Annotated in this window: 17 protein-coding genes; 1 reads left to right on the top strand and 16 read right to left on the bottom strand. The window is 67.3% G+C overall.

The window, feature by feature from the left end:
• Positions 1-349: 349 nt before the first annotated feature.
• The 16 genes from MLE18_RS15420 to MLE18_RS15345 all read right to left on the bottom strand — a co-directional run bounded on the left by MLE18_RS15420 (position 350) and on the right by MLE18_RS15345 (position 23,107).
• On the bottom strand, positions 350-1,117 hold the full coding sequence (locus MLE18_RS15420) for an ATP-binding protein (RefSeq protein WP_243439695.1): 768 nt from the start codon (positions 1,115-1,117) through the stop codon (positions 350-352).
• A 97-nt stretch (positions 1,118-1,214) separates the two neighbouring features.
• Positions 1,215-2,168, bottom strand: coding sequence for a DMT family transporter (locus MLE18_RS15415; protein ID WP_243439694.1), 954 nt, complete (start codon positions 2,166-2,168; stop codon positions 1,215-1,217).
• 49 nt (positions 2,169-2,217) lie between these two features.
• On the bottom strand, positions 2,218-3,045 hold the full coding sequence (locus tag MLE18_RS15410) for an AraC family transcriptional regulator (protein WP_243439693.1): 828 nt from the start codon (positions 3,043-3,045) through the stop codon (positions 2,218-2,220).
• A complete protein-coding gene (locus MLE18_RS15405; RefSeq protein ID WP_243439692.1) occupies positions 3,042-4,934 on the bottom strand; it encodes a methyl-accepting chemotaxis protein in 1,893 nt (630 codons plus the stop codon). The genes MLE18_RS15410 and MLE18_RS15405 overlap by 4 nt, the downstream gene beginning before the upstream one ends.
• Positions 4,935-5,062: 128 nt before the next feature.
• A complete protein-coding gene (gene acs, locus MLE18_RS15400) occupies positions 5,063-7,045 on the bottom strand; it encodes an acetate--CoA ligase (protein WP_243439691.1) in 1,983 nt (660 codons plus the stop codon).
• Between the two features lie 104 nt (positions 7,046-7,149).
• Positions 7,150-7,830: a 3'-5' exonuclease gene (locus tag MLE18_RS15395; protein WP_243439690.1), complete on the bottom strand. Its 681-nt coding sequence runs from the start codon at positions 7,828-7,830 to the stop codon at positions 7,150-7,152.
• Between the two features lie 3 nt (positions 7,831-7,833).
• Positions 7,834-9,456: a DUF294 nucleotidyltransferase-like domain-containing protein gene (locus MLE18_RS15390; RefSeq protein WP_243439689.1), complete on the bottom strand. Its 1,623-nt coding sequence runs from the start codon at positions 9,454-9,456 to the stop codon at positions 7,834-7,836.
• Positions 9,453-10,889: a putative nucleotidyltransferase substrate binding domain-containing protein gene (locus tag MLE18_RS15385; RefSeq protein WP_243439688.1), complete on the bottom strand. Its 1,437-nt coding sequence runs from the start codon at positions 10,887-10,889 to the stop codon at positions 9,453-9,455. Before MLE18_RS15385 ends, MLE18_RS15390 begins: the two co-directional genes overlap by 4 nt.
• Positions 10,886-12,433, bottom strand: a complete 1,548-nt coding sequence (gene actP, locus MLE18_RS15380; RefSeq protein ID WP_243439687.1) for a cation/acetate symporter ActP — start codon at positions 12,431-12,433, stop codon at positions 10,886-10,888. Before actP ends, MLE18_RS15385 begins: the two co-directional genes overlap by 4 nt.
• Before the next feature lie 3 nt (positions 12,434-12,436).
• A complete protein-coding gene (locus MLE18_RS15375) occupies positions 12,437-12,730 on the bottom strand; it encodes a DUF485 domain-containing protein (protein WP_243439686.1) in 294 nt (97 codons plus the stop codon).
• 299 nt (positions 12,731-13,029) lie between these two features.
• Positions 13,030-13,326 carry a hypothetical protein gene (locus MLE18_RS15370; RefSeq protein WP_243439685.1) on the bottom strand — a complete coding sequence of 99 codons (297 nt, stop codon included), beginning with the start codon at positions 13,324-13,326 and terminating at the stop codon, positions 13,030-13,032.
• 977 nt (positions 13,327-14,303) lie between these two features.
• Entirely contained in the window at positions 14,304-16,751 is a 2,448-nt protein-coding gene (locus MLE18_RS15365) for an RCC1 domain-containing protein (protein ID WP_243439684.1), read from the bottom strand.
• 670 nt (positions 16,752-17,421) lie between these two features.
• A complete protein-coding gene (gene nifB, locus MLE18_RS15360; RefSeq protein ID WP_243439683.1) occupies positions 17,422-18,699 on the bottom strand; it encodes a nitrogenase cofactor biosynthesis protein NifB in 1,278 nt (425 codons plus the stop codon).
• A gap of 11 nt (positions 18,700-18,710) precedes the next feature.
• Positions 18,711-20,087, bottom strand: coding sequence for a nitrogenase component 1 (locus tag MLE18_RS15355; RefSeq protein ID WP_419714894.1), 1,377 nt, complete (start codon positions 20,085-20,087; stop codon positions 18,711-18,713).
• Positions 20,088-20,131: 44 nt separating this feature from the next.
• Positions 20,132-21,529, bottom strand: coding sequence for a nitrogenase iron-molybdenum cofactor biosynthesis protein NifE (nifE, locus tag MLE18_RS15350; protein ID WP_243439682.1), 1,398 nt, complete (start codon positions 21,527-21,529; stop codon positions 20,132-20,134).
• An 837-nt stretch (positions 21,530-22,366) separates the two neighbouring features.
• Complete coding sequence (locus MLE18_RS15345) at positions 22,367-23,107, bottom strand: diguanylate cyclase domain-containing protein (protein ID WP_243439681.1); 741 nt, start codon at positions 23,105-23,107, stop codon at positions 22,367-22,369.
• Positions 23,108-23,380: 273 nt separating this feature from the next.
• Here MLE18_RS15345 and MLE18_RS15340 point away from each other — a divergent pair, with 273 nt between their 5' ends.
• Positions 23,381-24,007 (top strand): hypothetical protein, encoded by a 627-nt coding sequence (locus MLE18_RS15340; RefSeq protein WP_243439680.1) that lies wholly within the window; start codon positions 23,381-23,383, stop codon positions 24,005-24,007.
• Positions 24,008-24,309 lie beyond the last annotated feature (302 nt).

Here is a 24,309-nt window from a genome sequence, read left to right as displayed (position 1 = left end):
GGGGGCCATCCGATATATTTGAAGAATATCGAATGGCCCCCGCCAGCGGAGCGCCCCAAGGAGGCGATTTCGTTCATCGCGTCGGCGCGAAGAAACGGAATCGAGTCCTGGTGATCCCGCTTGAAAATACTGATTACCGAGCCTCGTCCGGCTAATCCGATCATAAGAAATCCTCCGGGGCCGGTACGGCCCCGGAGGATTTGCGAAACATCCTATCAGTTCTAAATAACCTGCCGTTCAAGATGCGAAGCCCTTTGGCCGCCGGAGGCCCCTCCCCCTGTTCTCCCCCGATAGAGAGGAGTCAGACCGGGAGGCATTCAATCCAGGCAGTGGAGTTTTAGCCCCTTTCCTACATCATCTGCTTCATCAACCCGGCGGACTGACCAGGCACCAGCTTGCCCTCGCGGGTGACGACCAGATCCTCGACGGGCACGTTGGTCCCGGCCAACTCCGCGGCCTGGTGCACCAGCGCGGCCAGGCCGGTGCAGCAGGGCACCTCCATGCGCAGCACCTGGACCTTCTTGAGCCCGGCATTACGGAACATGGCCACCAGCTTCTGCATGTAGGGCTGGGGATCGTCGAACTTGGGGCAGGCGATCATGACGACCTTGCCGCCCAGGCGGCTGTTGAAATCAGGCAGGGCCACGGGGGCGCAGTCGGCGGCGATGACCACCTCGGCCCCGCGCAGGAAGGGGGCCTCCGCCGGGACGAGCCTGAGCTTCACGGGCCAGTGGCCAAGCTGTGAGGCTTGTTCGGCCTTGGCGAAGCCGGCTGCGGCGGGGGCTGCGGCCTGGGGGGCGCGGTTCATGGTCATCATGCTGGAGCCGGGGCAGCCGCAGCCCAGCTTGGGCGCGGGCTTCTCGGCGGCCTTCATGGCCTCCAGCTCGTGGTGCACGGCTTCCTCGTCGAACTCGTCGGCCTCGCGCTCGATGACCTTGAGCGCGCCCATGGGGCAGTGGCCCAGACAGGCGCCCAACCCGTCGCAGAGCTTGTCGGCCTTGAGTCTGGCCTTGCCGTCAATGATGCTGATGGCGCCCTCGGCGCAGTTGGGCAGGCACTCGCCGCAGCCGTTGCACAGTTCCTCGTCTATCTGCACGATCTTACGAATCGTTTTCATCTGTCTTCCTCCCTTCGTCGGTTGGCCACCATATAGGCCCGGCTGCCGCCCCCAGCTGTGACGCACGTCACATGGAACGAAGAAAGTGCATTTTTCATCATTTTCCCGCCGAAAGCCAGATGCCCAGGCCCACGGCAAGGCACCCGAGGACCTGGCCCCCGCTGGGCGCGGCCCCCGAGAGGAGCCAGCTGGAGAGCACCGCGCTCACCGGCATCAGCCCCGTGATGACGGCCGCCTGGCTTGCGCTGGCGCTGCCCACGCCCCTGAACCAGAGCACGTAGCCGCCGGCGGTGACCAGCACGCCCAGGGCGGCCACGGCCAGCCAGGCCCCGAATCCGGCCTCGAACATGGCTGCGGGGTCGAAAGTCCAGACAGCCCAGGGCAGCACCATGAAAAAGCCCAGCAGCGTGATGCACCGGGCGGCCTCCAGGGGCGTGAGCCACGCGGGCAGCCACTTGAGGGCCAGCAGGAACACGGACTCCCCGGCCACGGCGGCCAGCAGCAGGGCGTCCGAACCCAAGGGGGACCAGGCCGCGCCCGAGCCGAAGCCGGAACCGAACACGTCCCTGGCGGCAAGAACGCCCACCACGCAGAGCCCCACGCCCCCGAGCGCGCGAAGCCCTGGAAGCTCCCTGAACAGAACCACCCCCAGCAGGACCATGACGGCCGGGGTGGCGCTGGTGAACACGCCCGCGGCGGCGGCCCCGCCGCCTTCCATGCCGAGCCAGAGACAGGCGTTGAAGACCACCACGCCGCTCAGGGCCTGCAGGGCCAGCACGGCCCAGTGGCGCGGCTCCAGGCGGGGGACGGCCCCGCTCCCCGGGCTCAGCGCGCGCAGCACGGCCCAGGCCAGCACCAGGCGCACGGCCAGAAGCTGAGGCAGGCCCATGCCGCGCAGGGCCACCTCGCCCAGCGGGGCCGTGGCCCCCACCAGGAGCATGGCCAGGCACATGGAGAGCAGCGGGAAGCGCGGGCGCGCCGCTGCGTTGGCGGCGGGGGCTTCACCGGGAGACGCGTCGGACAGGATGTCGGCTGAAACGGAAGACGGCATGGGGGAACCTCCAGGAATCTCTGGAGGCGAGGCCTGCCACTAAGCGGCATCAGCGGTCTTGAACGATCTTGCGGTAGGCCCCGGGGGTCAGGCCCAGGATGCGCCTGAAGTGGCGGTTGAGGTGGCTCTGGTCGGCGAATCCGGAGGCCAGGGCGGCCTGGGCCGCGTTCTCGCCGCGCTCCAGCAGGGTGCGGGCGCGGTTCACGCGCAGCTGCACCTGATATTCATGGGGGGCGAGCCCCACGCTCTGCCGGAACACCCGGTTGAGGTGGAAGCCGGAGAGGCCCGTGGCCTTGGCCAGTTCCTCCAGGGGCACGGATTCAATGAAGCGTTCGTTGAGGATATCCTTCACTGCGCGCACGGCCCCAGACTCACGCAGTGGCACCCGCCCCCGCCGCCCGTCGGCGTGTCGCGCGATCCAGGCCCCGAGCACGCCCACGAGCCTGCTCTGGCGCTCCAGAAGCGTGGTCCGCCCCTGATCCAGGTCACGGTGCAATGCGCACAGCGCAGCAGCCAGCTCCGGGTCGCGCAGCACCCCGGCCCCGAAATCAGGCAGCTGGTCCGCCTTGCCGCCCAGCTGCGCGGCCACGGCGGCCACGGCGCGGGGCTCCAGGTAGAACATGCGGTAGCTCCAGCCCAGGGGCGTGCCGGGCCAGCCGTCGTGCACCTCCCCGGGGGCCACCATGTTCACCTCTCCGGCGCGGGCCATGCAGTCGCGCCCGAGGTAGCGGAAGCCCAGCGCCCCCTCAACCAGCACGCCCACGGCGTAGCCGTCGTGGAAGTGCCTGGCGTAGCGCGTGGCGCAGCGGCTGGCCCGCAGCAGGTCCACGCCGTCCAGTCCGGGCGCGCGCCACAGCCTCAGGTCCGTTCCGTTCAACGCCCTCTCCCCAGTGCCTTGGGCGCGCCGCCTTCCTGCCCGTATCCGGCGATGATCCGGCCCAGGCCGGCCTGTTCCTGCTCCAGGCGCTCCACCACCCGCTGGGAGCGCGCCGTGTTGGCCGCGATCTCCTCGGCCAGGCTGGAGACGGCCTCCACGGCCTGGGCCACCTGCTCCATGGCCTGGGCCTGGTTGCGCGCGTCGCCGGAGATGGCGGCGGTCTGCCCGGCGGAGCGGCCCACGATGTCCACGATGGAGGCGAAGACCTCGCCCGACTCGCGGGAGAGGCCCGTTGCCAGGGAGATGGCCCGCACGGCCTCGTCCATGCGCTCCACGTTGCGCTTGGCGCCCTCCTGAATGGCGTGCACCGAGCGGTTGACCTCCTGGGTGGCGGTCATGGTCTTTTCGGCCAGCTTGCGCACCTCGTCGGCCACCACCGCGAAGCCCCTGCCCGCCTCGCCCGCGCGCGCGGCTTCGATGGCGGCGTTGAGGGCCAGCAGGTTGGTCTGGTCCGCGATGTCGGCGATGGTCGTCAGGATGGCCCCGATGGCCTGGCTCTGTGTGCCCAGCTCGTGCATGGAGGCCGCCAGGGCCCTGGCCTGCGAGTCCACGGCCTCGATGGCCTCCACGGAGCGCTCCACCACTCCCGCGCCGGCCCTGGCCTTGCCGCTGGCGTCTTCGGCAAGTCCGGCCACCTCCGCCGCCAGGTGCGACACGTGCGCCAGGGAGGCGTTCATGGCCTGCACCTCGCGGGAGGTGCCCTCCACGCGCCTGCGCTGCTCCTGCGCGCCCTGGGCGGACTGGGTGAGCCCCACGCAGAGCTCCTCGACAACGCCGCCGATTCCCTGCGCCGTGTGGCCCATGGCTGCGGCGGCGGCCTGCTCGCCCTCTCTCCGGGCGCTCTCGGCCCGCTCCAGGGCCTCCCGGGCGATGATGGTCTGCTCCTCGGCCTGCCGGGCCTGTTCCCCGGCTTCGCGGGTCTTCTCCTCGGCCAGGGCCAGGCTCTCGCGCAGGCGATCCACCATGGAGCGCATGGCGTCGCGCAACACGCGCAGCTCCGCGTGGAAGGCCACGGGCGGCACCGTGGCGGTCAGGTCGCCCCCGGCCACGGCCACGGAGTAGCGCGCCAGGGCGTCCACCTGACGGCCCACGAAGGCCCTTGTCAGCCAGAGGGTCAGCAGCAGGCCCACGACAAAAACCACGGCCAGCCCCGCGCCGCACCACAGGCGCAGCTGGTTCACCTTGGCCTTGATGTCATCGATGTAGACGCCGGAGCCGATGAGCCAGCCCCAATCCTTGATCACGACGCCGTAGGAGAGCTTGGGCCACACCCCGGCGCTCACGCCGTTTTGCGTGGGGCGGGGCCAGGAATAGATGACGAAGCCGTCCCCGGTGTCTCCGGCGGCGCGCAGAAGCTCGGTGAAGAGGTTCCCCTTGCCCCCGGGGACGGGGACGAGCTCACCCTTCATGCCCTTCTGCGAGGACGTGGCGCAGGAGAACTTGGGGTCGTCCAGCACCTTGCCGTCCAGGGCGGGCACCGTGGGGTGCATGACCATGCTCGGCACGGGCAGGGTGAGGTCGTTGACCCAGAAGTAGTCGTTGTTGCCGTAGCGGATGCCCTTGATGCGCGCCATGGCCCTGCGTTTGGCCTCGCCCAGGTCCAGCTCTCCGCGCTTCACCTGGGCGTCGTAGTCCTTGATGAGGGAGGTGGCGGAGCCCACGAGATTGCGCAGGCTCTCCTTGTGGGTCTCCATGAGCTCGGCCTCCATGCGCGGGAGCACGAGCCCGAAGAGCAGCAGGGCGAAGATGGCTGTGGAATAGACTGAGATGGAGAGGAACTTGATGGTGAGCCGGGAATCAGCGAGCCTGCCGAAGACCGATGAAGCCATGCTCAAACCCTCCGATCCGCGTCCAGATGGGGCAACATGTTCATTTCCTTCAAACTGCATCGCTTTGCCGCGAAAGTAAAGGGCGGCCCACAGGGGGCCGCCCGGGAGTACGATGAAGCAGCGGACGATTAACCGAACAGCTTGCCCTTGCCCTCGATGAGGTCCGTGACAACGCCGGGATCGGCCAGGGTGGAGGTGTCGCCCAGTTGCCCGATCTCGCCCTCGGCGATCTTGCGCAGGATGCGGCGCATGATCTTGCCCGAGCGGGTCTTGGGCAGGCCCTGGGCGAACTGGATGACCTCGGGCGTGGCGATGGGCCCGATCTCGGCGCGCACGTGCTTCTTGAGCGCCGCCAGCAGCTCGTCAGTGGCCTCCACGCCCTCCTTGAGGGTGATGTAGGCGTAGATGGCCTGGCCCTTGATGTCGTGGGGCATGCCCACCACGGCGGCCTCGGCCACGTCGGGGTGCGCCACCAGGGCGGACTCGATTTCGGCGGTGCCCATGCGGTGGCCCGAGACGTTCACCACGTCGTCCACGCGGCCCATGATCCACACGTAGCCGTCGGAGTCCATGCGCGCGCCGTCGCCGGTCTCGTAGACGCCGGGGAAGGCGCTGAAGTACTGGTTCTTGAAGCGCACCGGGTCGCCCCAGACGCCGCGCAGCATGCCGGGCCAGGGCCTGGCCTGGATCAGGAAGCCGCCCTCGCCGCAGCAGACCTCCTTGCCGTCCTTGTCCACCACCTTGGGCAGGATGCCGGGCAGGGGCAGCGTGGCGGAGCCGGGCTTGAGCGGGGTGGCGTAGGGCAGCGGGGAGATCATCAGGCCGCCGGTCTCGGTCTGCCACCAGGTGTCCACGATGGGCAGCTTACCGCCGCCGATGTTGTCGTGGTACCAGATCCAGGCCTCGGGGTTGATGGGCTCGCCCACGGAGCCGAGGATGCGCAGCGACGAGAGGTCGTGCCCCTGGGTCCACCTCACGCCCTCGCGCATGAGCGCGCGGATGGCCGTGGGCGCGGTGTAGAAGATGTTCACCTTGAACTTCTCCACCGTGGCCCAGAAGCGGTCCGGCCCGGGCCAGGTGGGCACGCCCTCGAACATCACCGAGGATGCGCCCAGGGCCAGGGGGCCATAGACGATGTAGCTGTGCCCCGTGACCCAGCCGATGTCCGCCGTGCACCAGTGGACGTCCTCCTCCTGGATGTCGAACACCAGCTGGGTGGTGTGCGCGGCGTAGGTCAGGTAGCCGCCGGTGGTGTGGTACACGCCCTTGGGCTTGCCCGTGGAGCCGGAGGTGTAGAGGATGAAGAGCACGTCCTCGGAGTCCATGGACTCGTAGGGGCACGGGGCGTTCACGCCCGGGGCGCTCATGGCGTCGTGCCACCAGACGTCGCGGCCCTCCTCCATGTTGATGGGGGCCCCGGCGGAGTTGTGCACCACCACCTTGGTCACGGTGGGGCATTCCTTGAGGGCCTCGTCCACGTTGCCCTTGAGCGCGATGGCCTTGCCCGCGCGGCGCACGGCGTCGCCGCAGACCAGCACCTTGGCCTGGCAGTCGTTGATGCGGTCGCGCAGAGAGTGGGCGGAAAAGCCCGCGAACACGATGGAGTGCGGCGCGCCGATCTTGGCGCAGGCCAGCATGGCCACAGCCAGCTCCGGCACCATGCCCAGGTAGATGGCCACGCGGTCGCCCTTCTGAACGCCCAGGCCCTTGAGCACGTTGGCGAAGCGGTTCACCTCGTCGGCGAGCATCTGGTAGGTGAGCACGCGCACGTCATCCGGGCGGTCGCCCTGCCAGATGATGGCCGCCTTGTTGCGGCGCGGGCCGGCCAGGTGGCGCTCAAGGCAGTTGTAGGCCACGTTGAGCTTGCCGCCCTTGAACCACTCGAAGCGGGCGGCCTCGAAGTCGCAATCCATGACCTTGCCGAACGGTTCGTACCAGGTCAGCAACTCCTTGGCGCGGTCGCCCCAGTAGCCTTCGGGGTCGTCGATGGAGCGTTTGTATACTGCGCGGTATTCGTCGAGGCTCTTGATATGGGCCCTGCTCTGGTGGCCGCCCACGGGCGGATTGAAGACGCGGTTCTCGTGGAGCAGAGATTCGATGTTGTCGGTCATGAACGGGCTCCTTGCGTATGTATGATGGTCTGACGGTTAAACGAGTCCAAGAAAAATTACACCCGCCTTTCAGGCAAGCGGCCTGCATGCGGCGGTGAGCGGCGTCAGAACGCCGGTTGGGGAGCGGGCGATGCGCCGGGAGCGCCCAGCCTGAGCACGGTCTCCAGGGGAAGCGGCTCCCCCTGGCGGCTCACGCGCATGATGGAGAGAAAGCGCTGCAGCACCTGGGCCGTGAGGTAGGCGTCGCCCAGGGCGTCGTGCGCGCCGCGCGGCGGGATGCCCAGCGCCCGGGCCACGGAGTAGAGCGTGGCGTCCTTGAGGGGCAGGTCCTCCAGCAGCTGGGAGCCGCGCCCGCCCCTGATGGAGAGATACAGCCCCAGCACGTCCAGGCAGCGTTCCGGGGTCTTGGGCAGCTTGAGCCGCCTGGCCCAGGCCTTGAGGAAGGCCATGTCCAGGCCCACATGCCACCCGACCAGCACGGCGTCCCCGCAGAAGTCCAGGAAGCGCGGCAGGGCCTCGCCCAGGGGGGGCTGGTCCGCAAGCTGGGCCGGGGTAAGCAGGTGCACGCGCACGCTCTCAGCGCTGGGCCGGGCCCTCGACGGGCGCACCAGGGCCGAGAACGCGCCTCCGGCCTCGATGCGGCCGCCGCGCATGCGCACCGCCCCGATGGAGAGGATGTCGTCGCGCGAGGGGTCCAGCCCGCCGGTCTCCAGGTCGAAGACCACGAAGGCCGTCTCTTCCGCCATTCGCCCGGATTCCCGGTTGGACCAAGGCCACCAGCTCATAGCCTACCCTCCCGCCGCCGTGCGGCACATGCGCTCCAGGGCGCGGTCCAGGGGGCTTCGCCGCACGGGCTCCCCCACCCACTGCCAGGCCGTCAGGTACTCCAGCGCCTGGGCGAGGCCCGGCCGGGCCCAGCCCAGGGCCTCCAGGGCCTGGGCCCTCTCCACGCTGGAAATCCGGGACACGTTGGCCCGCAGCGACAGCCCCCGGGTCAGCTCCACCAGACGCTCCACAAGGGGCGCGCCCTCGTAGGACGGGCCAGGCACAGGGGAGTGGGACCCCGCCGCCAGGGAGAGCATCTGCGCGCGCAGGGCCTCGGCCATCCAGGCCTGGCCGTACACGGGCCGGAAATCGAGCCAGTCCTTGCTGGCGGGGCCATGCCGCATCCAGGTGGTCATCCTCTCGCGCCAGGCTTTCAGGGATCCGCGCCAGGCCTCGTTGGACGCCCCTGGGGTCCTCGGCCCCCCGGCCATCTGGGCGGACTCAAGGGCCTGGCCCAGCCACTGGCCAAGCTGCGCGGCCCATCGGGCCATCTCGGGCCCCTCCTCGTGGATCAGGGCGTGCCACATGGGGCACAGGGCCGGGCCTTCCCGCCGGGCGGCCCGCCCGAACACCATGAGGCAATAGCCGCCGGGGGGCGGCCCCAGGAAATCCTCTCCCAGCTGGCAGGCCCGGGAGACCAGGGCCTCGCGCACCCCGCCCACCATGCGGCCCAGGCTGGCGGCCCCGGCGCCCTCGCGCAGGAGCGTCAGGGCCAGTCTGTCCAGACCGGAGGCGGCCCGGGCCAGGTCATCCAGGTCAGAGGCCCCGGCGGCCAGGGAGGCCAGGGCCGGGGGGGAGCCCACCCGGCGCAGCATCAGCTCCTGCGCGGAGAGCACGCCAAGGGCCAGCCTGCCCTCCATGACCACCACGTGGCGGATGTGGTGGCGGGTCATGGCCATGAGCGCCTCGAAGCAGGTGGCCTCGCCGTCCAGGGAAACCACCGGGGAGGTCATCACCTCGCGCACCGGGGTGTGCGGCCCTAGGCCCTTGGCCACGGCCTTGGACCTGAAGTCCCTGTCGGTGACGACGCCGCAGGGGATGCCGCTCTCGTCCAGCACCACGGCCGCGTCGCTGCCCTGGTGCCCCATGGCTTTGGCCACGGCCTCGATGGGCAGGTACCCGGGCACACCCTCGCAGCGGCGCACCACCTCGGCCACATGCACCGAAGCAAGGGGCCGCCCCTCCACCCAGGCCGGGATGCCGCGCACCATGCCGGCCATGCCCAGCTCCAGCACGGCCTCACTCAGGCGCCCGGCCAGAAAATCCTCCAGCTCGGGCCTGCCCTGTACGGCGAGGCGCACGGCCTCGGGCGGCAGCAGGCAGCACACGCAGTCCTCAGAGGCCTCGGCCCTGCCGTCCGGGCCGAAAAGCTCGCCCTCGCCGAGCTGGTGCCCCTCGCAGAGCACAACCCCCTTCTTGACCGCGAGCATGTGCCCCGCCCCGGCCCCGCCCGGCCCCAGGATGAGCGTCCCGGCAGGATAGAAGTCCACGGCGGCCACGCGCGCCAGTTCCACGACCCGCGCCGGTTCCAGGAAGGAGAGAGGCGGGCACTCCCGCAGGAAATTGACGACGTCTTCGATGATCATGTGAGCAGGTGCAATGCGTAACGGTTGGACAGAATAGCCTGGAAGGCCGCCACTGCCTTGAAGCACTCCTTGAGCCGCGCGCGCTCCAACCGGGAAAGCAGCTCCGGGCGCACGTGGTTGCCGGGCTCGCGTCCCGTGGCCAGGGCCATTGCCTGGAAGCGCAATCTGAGCTCTTGCATGAAATCAAGGGCCTGGGTCAAGTCACCGACGGTCTCCTCGCCTATGACCCCGGCCTGGGCCGCGCGCCTCAGGCGGGAGGCGCTGTCCGTGCCCTGGGAATCCTTGGTTTGCGGCAGATCCAGGTCCAGCACGCGGGCGCCCTGGGTCAGGGGGAAGATACCGCCGCGCTTGATGTCCAGCCCGCCGTGCTCCGGCCCGCCCCGCTCCGTGAGCAGCGCCCCGAAGATGGAGAGCGGCGGCTCGAAGCGCACAGCCTCCCGGGCCATGTAGCGCAAGGCCCGGGAGTTGCCGGCCACGCTCTCGCGCAGGGCCGCGCGCAGGCCCGCGCTGAGCGCGCGCTCGCCCAGGATGTGCCGGGCGTCCGCCAATAGCGAAAGGGCCAGCACCGCGTCCGGCCCCAGGTCGCGGCCCAGAGCGTCCAGGTGCTGCCTCCAGGCGGGCAGGGACATGCGCCAGGCCGCGTGGTCCGCGGTGACGCCATGCTGGCAGGGCGGCAGCCCGGCCCGCTCCAGGATGTCCATGAGCCGCCGGGCGAAGCCCTCGGCCAGGGCCTCGTCCGAGCCCTCGCCCAGCACCAGGGCGTTGTCCTGGTCCGTGGAGAGGAACTGCTCCCGGCGGCCCTCGCTGCCCAGGGCCACCAGGGCGAAGGGTCCGGGGCGTCCGCCGCCCTCCAGGGCCAGTTCGGCCGCGCGCGTGAAGAGCTGGTCGCGCACGGCGGCGGCCAGGGCCCCGGCCCGGGCCACGCCCGCGCCCTGGGTCAGCCAGCGCGGCAGCAGCTCGCCCAGTGCCTGCGCCGCACGGGCAAGCTCCTCCGGCCCGTCCGCGCGGGCGATGGCCGCGCTGAGCGCCACGGGGCTCTCCAGGCGTGCGGCCATGAGGTCGCGCTCCTCCAGCAGGGCCACGACGTCGCCGCCCGCGTCCGTGACGCCCAGGCGGCGGATGTTGTGGCGGATCATGAGCAGGAAGGCCTCGGAAACAAGCTCGTCGATGCCCACGCTCACGAGCCCTTCGGTCATGAGCGCCCCGGCCGAGGCCTCGGGGGGCACCCCGTCGGCCACGGCCCAGACGATGTCGCGCTCGGTGAGGATTCCCTGCACGGCCTGGGGCGTGCCTACCAGGCAGGCGCTCAGGCGGGCGGCGCGCATTTCGCGCGCCGCCTCCCCGAGCGTCGTCCCCGGCTGGGCGAAGACCGGAGCCTTGAGCGCAAGGCTGCCGACCTTCAGGCCCAGGAAACCCTCTTCGCCGTCTGTCATTCCACGCCCACTCCCAGGTAGTTGCGCACCTTCTGCTCTTCATAGAGGCGGGAGGCGTCCGGTTCGGGGGCCAGCAGGGAGCCCAGCCAGCCAGCCGTGAAGGCCAGGGGCATGGAGATGAGCGCCGGGTTCTTCCAGGGGAAGATGGCCTGCTGGAAGTGGAAGATGTCCACCCAGACCGTGGGCGAGATCACGATCAGGACCACTGCCGTCACGGAGCCCACCACGATGCTGGCCGTGGCGCCGGTGGTGGACATGCCCCGCCAGAGGATGGAGAGCAAGAGCGCCGGGAAGTTGCCGCTGGCCGCGATGGCGAAGGCCAGGCCCACCATGAAGGCCACGTTCTGGCCCTTGAAGGCGATGCCCAGGAGCATGGCCACGATGCCCAGCACCACGGTGGCCCGCTTGGCCATGCGCACTTCCTGCTCCTCGGTGGTTTTGCCGCTCTTGAACACGTTCACGTAGAGGTCGTGTGAGAAGGTGGCCGCCCCGGCCAGGGTCAGGCCCGCCACCACGGCCAGGATGGTGGCGAAGGCCACCGCCGCGATGAAGCCCAGGAACATGGTGCCGCCCGTGGTCTCGGCCAGGAGCAGCGCGGCCATGTTGCCGCCCTTGTCGAACTTGGCGATCACGTCCTGGCCCACCAGCACCATGGCCCCGAAGCCGATGATGAAGGTCAGGATGTAGAAGTAGGAGATGAAGCCCGTGGCGTAGAACACGCTTTTGCGGGCCTGCTCGGCGTCTGGCACGGTGTAGAAGCGCATCAGGATGTGCGGCAGGCCGGCGGTGCCGAACATGAGCGCCACGCCCAGGGACACGGCGTCCCAGGGGTTGGACACCAGGCCGCCCGGCTCCAGCACCTTCTGCCCGTAGCGGCGCGAGGCCTCGGCCAGCAGTTCGGAGGGGTCGAACCCGAACTTGGAGAGCACCAGGAAGACCATCACGGAGGCCCCGCCCAGGAGCAGCACGGCCTTGATGATCTGCACCCAGGTGGTGGCCAGCATGCCGCCGAAGAGCACGTACATGATCATCACCACGCCCACGATGACGATGGCCCACTCGTAGGGCAGGCCGAACATCAGGTTCACCAGCGACCCGGAGCCCACCATCTGGGCGATGAGGTAGAAGGCCACCGTCATGAGCGAGCCGCAGGAGGCCGCCACGCGGATGGGTTTCTGGCGCAGGCGGTAGGCCACCACGTCGGCGAAGGTGTACTTGCCCAGGTTGCGCAGGGGCTCCGCGATGAGGAACATGATCAGGGGCCAGCCCACCAGGAAGCCGATGGAGTAGATCAGGCCGTCATATCCCTTGAGGGCCACCAGGCCCGCGATGCCCAGGAAGGACGCGGCGGACATGTAGTCCCCCGCCAGGGCCAGCCCGTTCTGGAAGCCCGTGACCGAACGGCCTGCCGCGTAGAAGTCCGAGGCGGTCTTGGATTTCTTGGCCGCGAAATAGGTGATGACCAGGGTGGCGGCCACAAACAGGAAGAAGAAGATGATCGAGATCGTGTTGGGCTGACCGATGGTGAAGGTTGTCGTGTTCATGGGCTACCTCTTCATGCTCTCGATGCAGTCTTTCACGGAGCGGTCATACACGGTGTTTGCCCAACGCACGTACAGGCCGGTGAGGACGCAAGCGGACACTATCACACCTAAGCCCACAGGTATACCCAGCGGGATGTAGGCTCCGACCTTCTGGGCCAGCACATGGCGGCCGAAGGCCAGGAGCAGGATGAAGCCGAAATAGATGGTGAGCATGAGCGCCGTGAGCGACAGCGAGATGGACCATTTCTTGCGCACGAGTTCCTTGAACTGTGTCTGGTCGGGGGATGCGTGATGCATGGTTTTCCTCCTGGATGCGGTGTGGCGGCGGCTCAGCGCGCTTCCAAGCCGGGCGCGATTTGTATGTATACCCGGGCGCAAGAAAAAAAAGGGGTGTTTCGGCGAGCGGTTGGAGCCTTGGCAATGGGCGGTGGACGGTTATTGGGGCAGCCGTTCACCGGAATGGAGAAGCCGTTTGGCCTGGCGAACGGCTTTCGGCGGGGTGTGGGCGGGCGGGCGGTTGGCGCGCTTGCGCCGGGGCGTGCCGGGCGCGGCCCTGGCTGCAGGCAAGACAGGTATTTCTTGAGGGACGCCGGACTTCAATCCCTGCCGACGCCTGCGGGCGGGACCCGGGCCGGAGGAGGCGCGGGCTTGGGGGAAGGGGTATAGACCGTCGTTACCGACGGGGATCGCTGGGCCGAGCGCTCCGAGACCAGGCGCTCCGGGGCCGAACGCTCCGAGGCCGGGCCGGTAAATTTGTGGCACCATATGGGTATGGCAAACATCAGCCACAGAATGGTCAGCCATTCGCTTATGAGCCTCAGCTTGTAGCTGAACGGGTCCTTGCGGCGCTCGAGGCGCCTCTGAGCCAGAATCCAGCGGATGAAGCCCCTCATGGTTCGCTCCCCGCGCGCGGGCAGTTACAGAAACAGTGCATAGATCGCCCACTCGATCACGTTCATCAGGATGCTGAGCAGCAGCTCGAAAATGCCCTCCGCCCACCACGTTTCCCACCATCTCTTCCTGCGCATGGCGACTCCTGTTGGGCGAGAGTATTATATCGCCATGTACGCACAAATGAATAGCGCTTCATGAATTGAAATTCACGGGAGGCGGCACAGGCAATGCCGGCACGAATTTCAGTCAGACGGAACAGGAAGGGCAGCATTGTTTGGCTGCCGCTGGCGGGATGGAGCGAGTTCGCGCCTCGGGCCGGACACGGCAGTGCCTCGGTTTTCTGGTTGCCTGCGCACCCCTTCCCGGCGTGACCCGTGGTCCGGCTGGCATCACCTTGCAGCCCGGTTGGGTCAATCCTTTCCGACACCTGCGGGCGGGGCCAGGGGGGGAGCTGGCTTCGGGGCTGGGGCAGCCGAGGGGGCCGAACTGTAAGCAGGACGGGGCGCGGGCTGAACGCTGCCGGGCTTGGAACACGTGGAGAGAAGCCAAGACAAGAAGAAAAAGAGGTTCAGCAGCAACAAAGCAATCCCCATATTCCAGCCCAGTGCATCCTCCCTGCGTTGTTCCCTGTTGATTGCAACGACCCGGCGGACAGCTGACCAGATGGACGTGGCTATGGCCCGGATAACCTTCATTATCAGTCACATATATGCCATGCTATACCATGTTTGCTAATTGATCAAGCATGGACCGGTCCGCATTGCCGGGCGGCGAAAAACGCCGCCCGGCACGAGGGTCATTTTGCATAGTCGTGGTTATTGATCCACCACTTGTCAAACTCCTCTGGATCTGGCCGGACCCAGATCTTTTTCCCTATCGCGTGTTCCATAAAGTCCTCAGCGCTCCCCGTGGTTGGGAACGGGGCCAGCATGGGGAGTGCTGGGGCGGGATGTTCAATGAAACGCCGGACTTTCCCCTACCCGCCCTGCAACAGCAAAATGCGTAGCGCTGGCCAGGCCCGCATCGTGTGCGTGAGCACACGGCTCGGCAGCGATCTGTTCGTAGTGGAACCGTTGCCGAGCTGACCATCGGAATTGTTGCCCCAGGCCCAGGCCGCGCCCTTGGCGTCCAGAGCCAGTGAATGGTAGCCGCCGGGGGCGACCGCCGCCCAGGTCCGTTCCGCCCCCACCCGGACGGGGGAGGACCGATCCGTCGCGGAGCCGTCGCCGAGCTGGCCGAAGGCGTTGTATCCCCAGGCCCAGAGGCTGCCGTCCGTCTTGACCGCCAGGCTGTGGTAGCTGCCGGAGGCCACCGTGGAACAGTTGTACATGCCGATCATCTCCGGCGAGGTCTGTTGGGTCGTCCCGCCGTCGCCGAGCTGGCCGTGCGCATTGGCCCCGAAAGCATACAGCGAGCCGCCGTACTTCATCGCCAGGCTGTGGATGTAGCCCGCGGCGACCGCGCCCCAGTTGGTGTCCAGGCCATAGCGCACCGGCCTGAACCTGGTCGTGGTGGAACCGTCCCCGACCTGGCCCCAGTCGTTGCGCCCCCATGCCCAGAGGCTGCCGTCGCCTCCGATGGCCAGCGCGTGGTCGCCCCCGGCCGCGACCTGGGCCCAGTCCTGAACAGGGTTCACGAGTATGGGCGACAGCCTGTTCTCGCTGCTTCCATCCCCCAGCTGGCCCAGGTTGTTGTGGCCCCAGGCCCGGAGCGTTCCGTCGCTCTTTATGGCCAGAGAATGGCGGTACCCCGCGCTGACCATGGCCCAGTCGGCATCCTGGCCGACCTGCACGGGGCTGCTCCTGGAGGTGGTGCTGCCGTCGCCGAGCTGGCCGAAGGCGTTATACCCGAATGCCCACAAAGTGCCGTCGGTCTTAAGCGCCAGGGTGTGGTCGAAATGGGTCGCGACGGCGGCCCAGTCCGTGCCCGTGCCGACCCGCTTGGGGAGCAGCCGGTGCGTGGTGCCGCCGTCGCCGAGCTGGCCGTAATTGTTCCAGCCCCAGGTCCAGAGCGTTCCGTCGGGGTAGACGATGGCCGAGTGGCCGGACCCCGCCGCCATGTGGGTCGCCCCCACGTACCAAACGGCTGGGGTGGCCCAGGAGGTGCTTTGCCAATCGCCCGCGCCGTTTTTCCCGACCGCGCGCAGGATATGGCGGCCCTTGGCCAGCCCGCTCAGTGTGATCGGTGTTCCGACGGGTATTTCCCCGCTCCAGGCTCCGTCGTCGAGCTGATACCTGTAGGCCGTCACCCCAGCTCCGCCCACTTCAAGAGTGGCGGAACTCCGCATGCCCGGACGGGCGCCGGAGACGACCGCCGTGACCCGCGCGAGCTTGGGCGTTATCTGCAGGGACGTCGTCCCGTTTCCCAAGGCGGAGAACTCCCCACGACCCCAGGACCAGAACGACCCGCCCGTCTTGAGGGCGAGCGTCTGGTCCAAGCCTCCGGCCACGGCGGCCCAGTGGTTGTCCGTGCCTATCCGGAACGGGGAGGTGCGGTTTGTTGTGCCGCCGTCGCCGAGCTGGGAGAATTCATCGTTGCCCCAGGCCCAGAGGCTCCCGTCGTTTTTGATGGCCAGGGTGTGGCTCATGCCGGCCGAAATCGCCATCCAGTCCGTGTCCGCGCCGATCCGGACAGGGGTTTTCCGGACTGTCGTAGTTCCGTCGCCGAGCTGACCCTTGTCGTTGTAGCCCCAGGCCCAGAGGCTGCCGTCGCTCTTCAGCGCCACGGTATGCCAATACCCGGCGCTGACGACGGCCCAATCCGTATCGGTGCCGATCTGCACGGGAGAAGGATTGGCGAAGGTGGGACCATTTCCCAATTGCCCCATGGAATTGTCGCCAAAACCCCAAAGCGTGCCGTCGCTCTTGATGATCATGGAATGCAGGACGCCCGCCGTCGCCCACACCGCCTTGTAGCCTTCGTGGATTTGCACGGGCTGGTGAACGTCATCCGTGTTGCCGTTGCCGAGCTGGCCGTCGGAGTTCCCGCCCCAGGTCCAAAGGGTGCCGTTCTTCCTTATGCCCAATACGTGTGAGCTGCCCAAGAAAACCTGGGCCCAGTCGGAATCGAGGCCAACCTGCCCGGGCTGGTGCCTTCCCGTGGGGAAGTCGCCGCCGAGCTGGCCGTGGTCGTTGTTCCCCCAGGCCCAAAGGGAGCCTTCCTTCTTGATTGCCATGGTGAAGACGGACTTGGCGGCCACCTGGTCCCAGAACTTTTCCTCCCCGATCTGCACCGGGGATGGCCTGGTGTCGGTGGATCCATCGCCCACCTGGCCATAGAAGTTTGCCCCCCAGGCCCACAACGTGCCGTCCGGGGCGACTCGCGCGCCGTGAACCATTCCGGAGGATATTTTTTCTGCCTGGCAGGGATTGCACAAGAAAAGAAAGGCTGCTGCGACAAAGAGATGGAGAGAAAAATTTCTCATTTTCGGCCTCCAGGTACGGAAATGCGATTGCCGGGATCGCCACGCACCCGTCACAACCTCTATAAATAGCGAATCGTACACCGCCTTTGCCTTACATCGAATGATATATGCGCCGCCTGAGCCACACTTTTGTTCGTCAGAAACCGGTTTGGGCTGGCGACACGCAATCCCCACACCACGCCAGCACGGTTTTGTATCTGTATCCTTCCATGCAGGAATATTGAAAACAAGCAAGAACAAATTTCATATAATTGCTACGCATAATCAGCACGTTGCGATCAGCGCTATACGTCTGGCGTATAATTTCCTGATTTATCTCGAAATACACAGGAGCGGGCTGAGAACTGCACCGACACCTGGGCGCGGTGGCCCATGGAACCAGCCAGGACGGGAAAACGAGCCCGGGCAGATCGCCTTGCGCTCCCGCCGGTCACGTCCGGGGATGAGCGTCGGCATCATACGTCCAAGTCGGTGTCCAGGAAAACCCAAGGGCAATCCAATATTGTCTCCTGAGGCTGACAAATGATTCCAAGCTAGACTTATCTGTAGGCATCTCCTTGATTTGTCCCTAAAATCAGTGTCCGCTGCAGCTCATCAAGTTCCGAAAACGAAAAGGCATGGCCGTTTCCGACCATGCCTCTCGCACAACCCCAAAGTTTCGTCCCTCAAATCAACCGCAGCCCTCGCCGCCGCCGGTGCAGCCGCTGCCCATCTTGCAGCCTCCGCCGCCCTTGGCGCGCAGGCGCTCGATGTCGCCGGTCTTGTACACTGCGTCCAGGCCCTGGGTGATGAACCCGGACATGGCCACCACCTTCACGCCCTCCTCCTCCAGGATGGCCTGGGGGGTGTCGCCCACGCCGGAGACCAGCGCGGCCCTGCAGTCCGAGAGGCTCTTGGCCAGTTCGTACCAGCGCTTGGGGCCGGTGCCCGCGGCCGGGGCCGGGCGCGTCTCCACCAGCTTGTAGCCGCCCGCGCCGTCCTCGCCCCAGATTTGGAAGCCGCCTGCCTCGCCCAGGTGCATGTTCACCAGCATCCCTTCCATGCTGGCCACGGCCACATGGGGTCGGGAGGCGTCCAGCCCGGCGGACTTGTCGGCCGCGCAGGCCGAGAGCAGCCCGGAGAACTGGCGGGAGCAGTCCTTCTCCAGCAGGCCCACGGCGTCGGCGCGGCAGCGCTGGCAGTGGCGCATCTGGGGCAGGTAGCCCTCGGCCATGGCCCGGATGGCTTCCACGTCGTCCTTGTTGGGTTCGATGATGTGCTCGAATTTGGTGTCCTTGTTGGGGATGATGGCCATGCAGTTGAGCAGGTTCACGCCCATGGACTTCATCTTGGCCGCGATGGCCTCGATGTGGTGGTCGTTGACGCCGGGGATGATGATCGTGTTGATCTTGACGATCAGGTCCTTCTCCTTGAGGCGGCGGATGGACTCCTCCTGGCGCTCCAGCAGGATGCGCGCGGCTTCGCGGCCCCGGTAGAGCACCTTGCCCACCCGCGCCCAGGAGTAGATCTTCTCGGCCACGTCCAGGTCGATGGCGTTCACGGTCACCGTGACGTGGGAGACGCCGATCTCGGCCAGCTCGTCCACGTGCTCGGCCAGCTCCAGCCCGTTGGAGGACAGGCACAGGATCATGTCCGGCCACTTGTCCTTGATGCGGCGCATGGTCTCAAGCGTCTGCTTGGCGTTGGCCATGGGGTCGCCTGGGCCGGCGATGCCCACCACGGTGATGCGCGGCTCGGCCTCAAGCACCTTCTCCATGTACAGGATGGCCTGGGCCGGGGTGAGCACCGAGGAGGTGACGCCCGGGCGCGACTCGTTCACGCAGTCGTACTTGCGGTTGCAGTAGTTGCACTGGATGTTGCACTTGGGCGCCACCGGCAGGTGGATGCGCGCGCAGGAGCCCTTGGCGTCCTTGTTGAAACAGGGGTGCTTGGAGAGGTCCATGGCCATGGGGGTGCTCCTTAAATGTATCCGTACCCGATGTCGGAGTCGGTCTGTTTCTTTTCGATCATGGCGTTGACCACCCGGTCGAACAGCTCCTGGGCCCCCAGGTAGCAGAGGTGGTGCAGCCTGTGGCCGCCGAAACGGTCGTGGATGGGGAAGCCCACCCGGATCAGGGGAACATTCATCTCGCGGGCCAGGCGGTAGCCCTTGGAGTGGCCTATGAAGAAGTCCGGGGCCAGCTCGCGGGCGCGGTCCGCGATGTCGTAGAAGTCCACGCCCTCGCGCACTTCGGGCATCTCGGGCAGCAGGCCCTCGCAGGCGGCCTCCACGGCGGCCTTGAGCCTGCCCGAGCGCCCGCCCCCGGCCACCAGCACCGGGATCACGCCGATCTCGGCCATGAAGGAGGTCAGGCCCACGATGAGGTCCTCCTCGCCGTAGATCACGCAGCGCTTCTGGGAGATGTACTTGTGGCCGTCCACGAAGGCGTCCAGCAGGCGGCCGCGCTCCAGGGCGTGGCGGCGGGGCGTGGGCGCGCAGGCGACGGCCTCCAGGGCCTTGAAGAACTCGTCCGAGGCGCGCAGCCCGATGGGCAGGCCCATGCGGTGCGCGGGCACGCCGAAACGCGCGGCCAGCAGGCCTGCGGCGGTGCCGGCCTCGCCCACGGGCGGCAGGGTGGCGCCGAACTCGAAGCTGGCCTTGGCCCCGCCCAGGGCGCGGATGGAGGCCACGGGGGTGCCGCCGGAGGGCAGCTTCTCGTAGTCGTCCAGGGCCGGGCCATCGAGGGTCTCGGAGTAGTCCGGCAGGATGGTGGCGTCGATCCCGAAGGAGGCGAACACGTCCTTCAGGTGCCTGATGTCCGCGCAGGAGACGAAGCCCGGAAAGCAGCCCACGGAATCGTTGGGCTCGCCGGCCTGGGCCAGCTGCTCCACCACGGCCTTGACTGCGGCGGTGAAGCCCTCCATGTGCGAGCCGGAGTAGCTGGGGGTGGACACGTTGACCACCGGGGCCAGCTCGAGGTCTGCGAATTCGCGGCGGAACTCGCCCAGGATGCCGGGCACGTCGTCGCCGATGGTCTCGGTGAGGCAGGTGGTGGCCACGCCGATCAAGCCCGCGCCGTACTTGTCCATGACGGTGAGCAGGCCCTTCTTCAGGTTGGCCCCTCCGCCGTAGATGGCCTGCTTCTCGCCCAGGGAGCTGGAGGCGATGTCCATGGGCTCGCGGAAGTGGCTGATGATGTAGCGGCGCATGTAGGTGGCGCAGCCCTGGGAGCCGTGCAGGAAGGGCACGCCGCCCTCGATGCCCTTGAACACCAGGGTGGCGCCCAGGGGCTTGCACAGCTTGCAGGCGTTGGTGGTGGAGACGAAGTTCTCCGCCGGGGCCTTGGCCTTCGCGATCTTTTCGGGCTTCACCGGGGCAGCCGCGGTGGTTTCAGGCGCGCTCACAGGGTGCACTCCTTCGGCAGGTCGGCCTCTTCAACGGCCAGGATCTTGCCTGTCCTGCGGGGTACGAACTTCCACACCGGGCTCATCACGGTGCGGTGGACCTCCAGGGCGAAATTGTACATGCCCACGAACCCTTCCAGGGCTTCCTTGCGCTCGTGGTTGTGGTCGCAGAAGCCCACGCCCAGCTTGTAGGCGATGGGGCGCTCCTTCACGCCGCCCACGAAGATGTCCACGTCCTTCTCCTTGAGGAAGGCGGAGAGCTCCAGGGGGTTGGCGTCGTCCACGATGATGGTGCCGGGGTCGCAGATGGAGGCCAGCTCCTCGTAGTCCTCCTCGGTGCCTGTCTGGGAGCCCGCGATCACCACGGACATGCCCAGGTGGCGGAAGGCCTTGATCAGGGAGAAGGCCTTGAAGGCGCCGCCCACGTAGATGGCGGCCTTCTTGCCCTCCAGATCCTTCCTGAACGCCTGGAGCTTGGGGTAGAGCACGGCCAGCTCGTCCTTCACCAGCTCCTGGGTGCGCACCAGGATGCCGGGGTCCTTGTCCTTGAAGAAGCGGGCCACGGAGTACAGGGCCTCGGCCATGTCCTCGATGCCGAAGTAGGAGACCTTGACGAAGGGAGTGCCGTATTTTTCCTTCATCATCTTGGCCAGGTCCATGGTGGAGCCGGAGCACTGCACCACGTTGAGCGCCGCGCCGTGGGCCCGGGCGATGTCGCCCACGCGGCCGTCGCCGGTGATGTTGGCCACCACCGTGATGCCCATGCGCTCGAAATATTCGCGGATGATCCAGATCTCGCCCGCCAGGTTGAAATCGCCCAGGATGTTCAGGGACAGCGGCCCGATGTCCGAGGTGTCGCCGGTGCCCATCAGGGTGAACATGGCCTTGCAGGCGGCCAGGTAGCCCTCGCGCTTGTTGCCCTTGAACCCCTCGGACTGCACCGGGATCACGGGGATGCCCTTCTCGGCCGAGACCTTCTTGCACACGGCCTGGAGGTCGTCCCCGATGATGCCCACGATGCAGGTGGAGTAGACGAAGGCGGCCTTGGGCTGGTGGCGGTCGATCAGCTCCACCAGGGCGGCGTACAGCTTCTTCTCGCCGCCGAAGATCACGTCGGTCTCCTGCAGGTCCGTGGAGAAGGAGAGGCGGTGCAGCTCCGGCCCGGAGGAGAGCGCGCCGCGGATGTCCCAGGTGTAGGCGGCGCAGCCGATGGGTCCATGCACCAGGTGCAGGGCGTCCGCGATGGGGTACAGCACCACGCGCGAGCCGCAGAACACGCAGGCCCGCTGGCTCACGGCCCCGGCCAGGGAGTCGCGGTTGCAGGCCAGCTTGAACGGACCTTCACCCTTGCGGTGGATCTGGTCCTTGCGTTCTTCGAAAATCAGGTCGGACACGGTGTGCCTCGTTGGTTGAGCTGCTTAGGAAGCCAGCGTTCTCAGACAGAGGACATAGTACAGAGCCTGGATGGCCAAACTGCCGGTCAAGGCTCCTGCCATTTCGAGAGTGCCGCGGATGCTGGTTGCGCTCATGGTCCTGCTCCCTGTCTGTTGGTGGCTGGTTGTTTCGTAGCAGGGTTATCAAGTCCCGTGCCAATAGAAAAATCACGTGATTACAGACTGTTGATGTTGCGCGCCTTGATGGCGCGACACAAAAACGCACACTATTGTACAAATTTGTAAGACAAGTGTGTCCCATGGAGGAAACAGGAACGCCCCCGGCCGCCTGAAACGGCCGGGGGCGCGAGGAGGAGCGAAAGCGGAGGGAGCTAGCGGGCCAGGGTCTCCAGGCAATAGACGTACATGCCCGCCTGGATGGACAGGCTGCACAGCAGGGCCAGGGTCATGGGTTTGAACAGGTCCAACACGGTGTATCCTCCGGCTGCGGCGGCCAGCGGCCGCCGGAAAAGGTGCTCGAAAGGCGATGCGGCTCAGCGGCCGCTCGACAAGCTGGAGGAAGACTAGGCCGCAAATGTTACGGTGCGGCAGCAGGCAAGTGGAATTTCAGGCAATGCCGGCGGGAGGGCCTAGGGTCTCGGGGCGGCCGGGGGCAAGGCATCGGCCCCTTGCACGGTCACGGGCACGGTCGGGCCGAATCTGGAAGGGATCGGGCCAAGGCAGAGTCCCGCGTTATGTCCTTACAATCATTGCGCTGAAGACAACATGGCGTGACGAATTTTTTGCGAGAACATCCCCATTTTTCCGGCCCATGCTTCCGGGCAGACGATGCCCTGCTCAGGCCAGGGCCAGGCGCGCCCGGCCGCCGTCCTTGGCGGCGCCCAGCGCGGCCTGCGCCGCGCGCACCAGGGCCAGGGGGGCGTCGCCGCGCCCGGGCGTCATGGTGGCCAGGCCAACGCTCACGCTGACGAACCCGCCGTGGACGGACTCCAGGTGGGGAATCTCCATGCCCGCCACCTCGTCCAGGATGCGCTGGCCCACCACGGCCGCGCCCTCCCCGTCGGTGCCGGGCAGCAGCGCCGCGAAGGTGTCACCCTCCAGGCGTGCCACCACGTCCACCTCGCGGTAGAGGCAGCGCATGAGGGCGCGGGCCACGGCCCGCAGGCACTCGTCCCCGGCCAGCGAGCCGTAGAGCGCATTGTAGGACTGGAGGCTGTCCACGTTCACCAACAGCAGGGAGAGGGAGGTTGCTTCGCGCTGCGCCTGGGCCCAGTCGCGGGAGAGCAGCCGCTCGAAGCTGGGGCGGTTCATGGCCCCGGTGAGGCCGTCCACCTGGGTGAGCTGCGTGACCTGCTCCAGGGCGTCGTCAAGATCCTGCTGGACGGAGCGGGCCAGGTCGGCCACGCGCTGGGCGCGCTGGGCCAGGGCCTCGTACTCTTCCAGAAGCTCCGCCAGGGGGGCCGCCAGCGGGTTGGACTCGCAGCCCGCAAGGGCGGCCTGCTCCGCCTCGGAAAGCGCCCGCCTGATCCTGACGGCGACGCTTCTTTCCTTTTCCAACAAGTCCGGGGCGGTGTCCATGGGAGCTCCTGTGGCGTGGGGGTGGCCCCCCACCATAGCGGGAGGCGGAGCGGGCGTCCAGCGGCCAGGCTCACCAGCTCCAAGGAGCGGCCCCACCCTGGCCGGCCGCGTACAGTCACTTTTCCCGACCCTTGAGATGGAACCCATCACGCACCGCAAAACCTGCAACACCTCGGGATTACGCGTTCTCATCAAGTGGTGTTCATAGAAATTTCATCTTGTGGTCATAAATTGATTTTGATAATCACCACCAAAATCAATCAGGACACGCCGATGAAGCTCCCACCTGCCCACGCAGGCTGCCCGCCCCGCCGCAAGAACCGTTACGCCCTGAACGCCAAGGTCGATGAACTGCAACTGCTCGCCCTGGCCGACGCCATGGCCGGAGGGGCGACGGCCAGCGACGCGGCCCGCTCCCTGGATCTCAACCGCAACACGGTCAACCGGTACTACCAGCTCTTCAGGCAGGCGCTGGCCCAGGATGTCCCCGCCGCCCACAGGACGGTGCCCTCTGATGCGCCAATCATCGGTTTGTTCCTCACATCCACGGCGACCCACCTCCGCATCGTGCCCGACGAACTGCGCGACACGGCCCTGCGGGCTCTTCGCGGAGGCCTGGACGCAGGTTCGGCCTGCCTGGCCCCCGGCTGGCCGGACTACGACGCGCTGGGCCAGCCCTCCACGGGACTCTTCCAGATTCTGCCCTGCTGCCTGGTGAGCGCGGCGGGGCAGCAACGCCTCAAAGCGTCCTGGAGCAACATACGCGCACGGCTCTGCCAATTCCGCGGCATCCCCCGCCGCAATTACTGGCAGCACCTCCACGTCTGCGAACTGTTCGACGCTCTCGGACAGGACAAGCTGCGGCACCGCCTGCTCCAGGCCCTGGAGACCTGCGACTGAGGGAGTCACTTAAGCTTTATCTTCCCTTCGCTTGACGATTCCACAACCGCCACGCATCCGCTGAACCATTGCCCTGGGCCACCATGCGCACGGTGAAGCAGGGCATGGCCGCCAGCCTGGGCCTGGCGCTGGCCTCCCTGGCCTTGCGCAACGAGCGCGCTCGCCTGGGCAGAGGGCGCGTTCGCCGCGCTGCTGGCCAGGCACCTCTATGTGTACCGCAAACGGCTGCTCAAATAGTCAAACAGAGAAGCGCCCCCCGCCGGGGGCGGCGGGGGGGGGCGTGCCGGGGGCGGCCGACCGGC

This window comes from Fundidesulfovibrio soli (genome assembly GCF_022808695.1).
In the GTDB taxonomy this organism is placed as follows: Bacteria; Desulfobacterota; Desulfovibrionia; order Desulfovibrionales; family Desulfovibrionaceae; genus Fundidesulfovibrio; species Fundidesulfovibrio soli.
The sequence above is the reverse complement of the archived record's forward strand: the minus strand, read 5'-3'. Positions and strand labels throughout refer to the sequence as shown.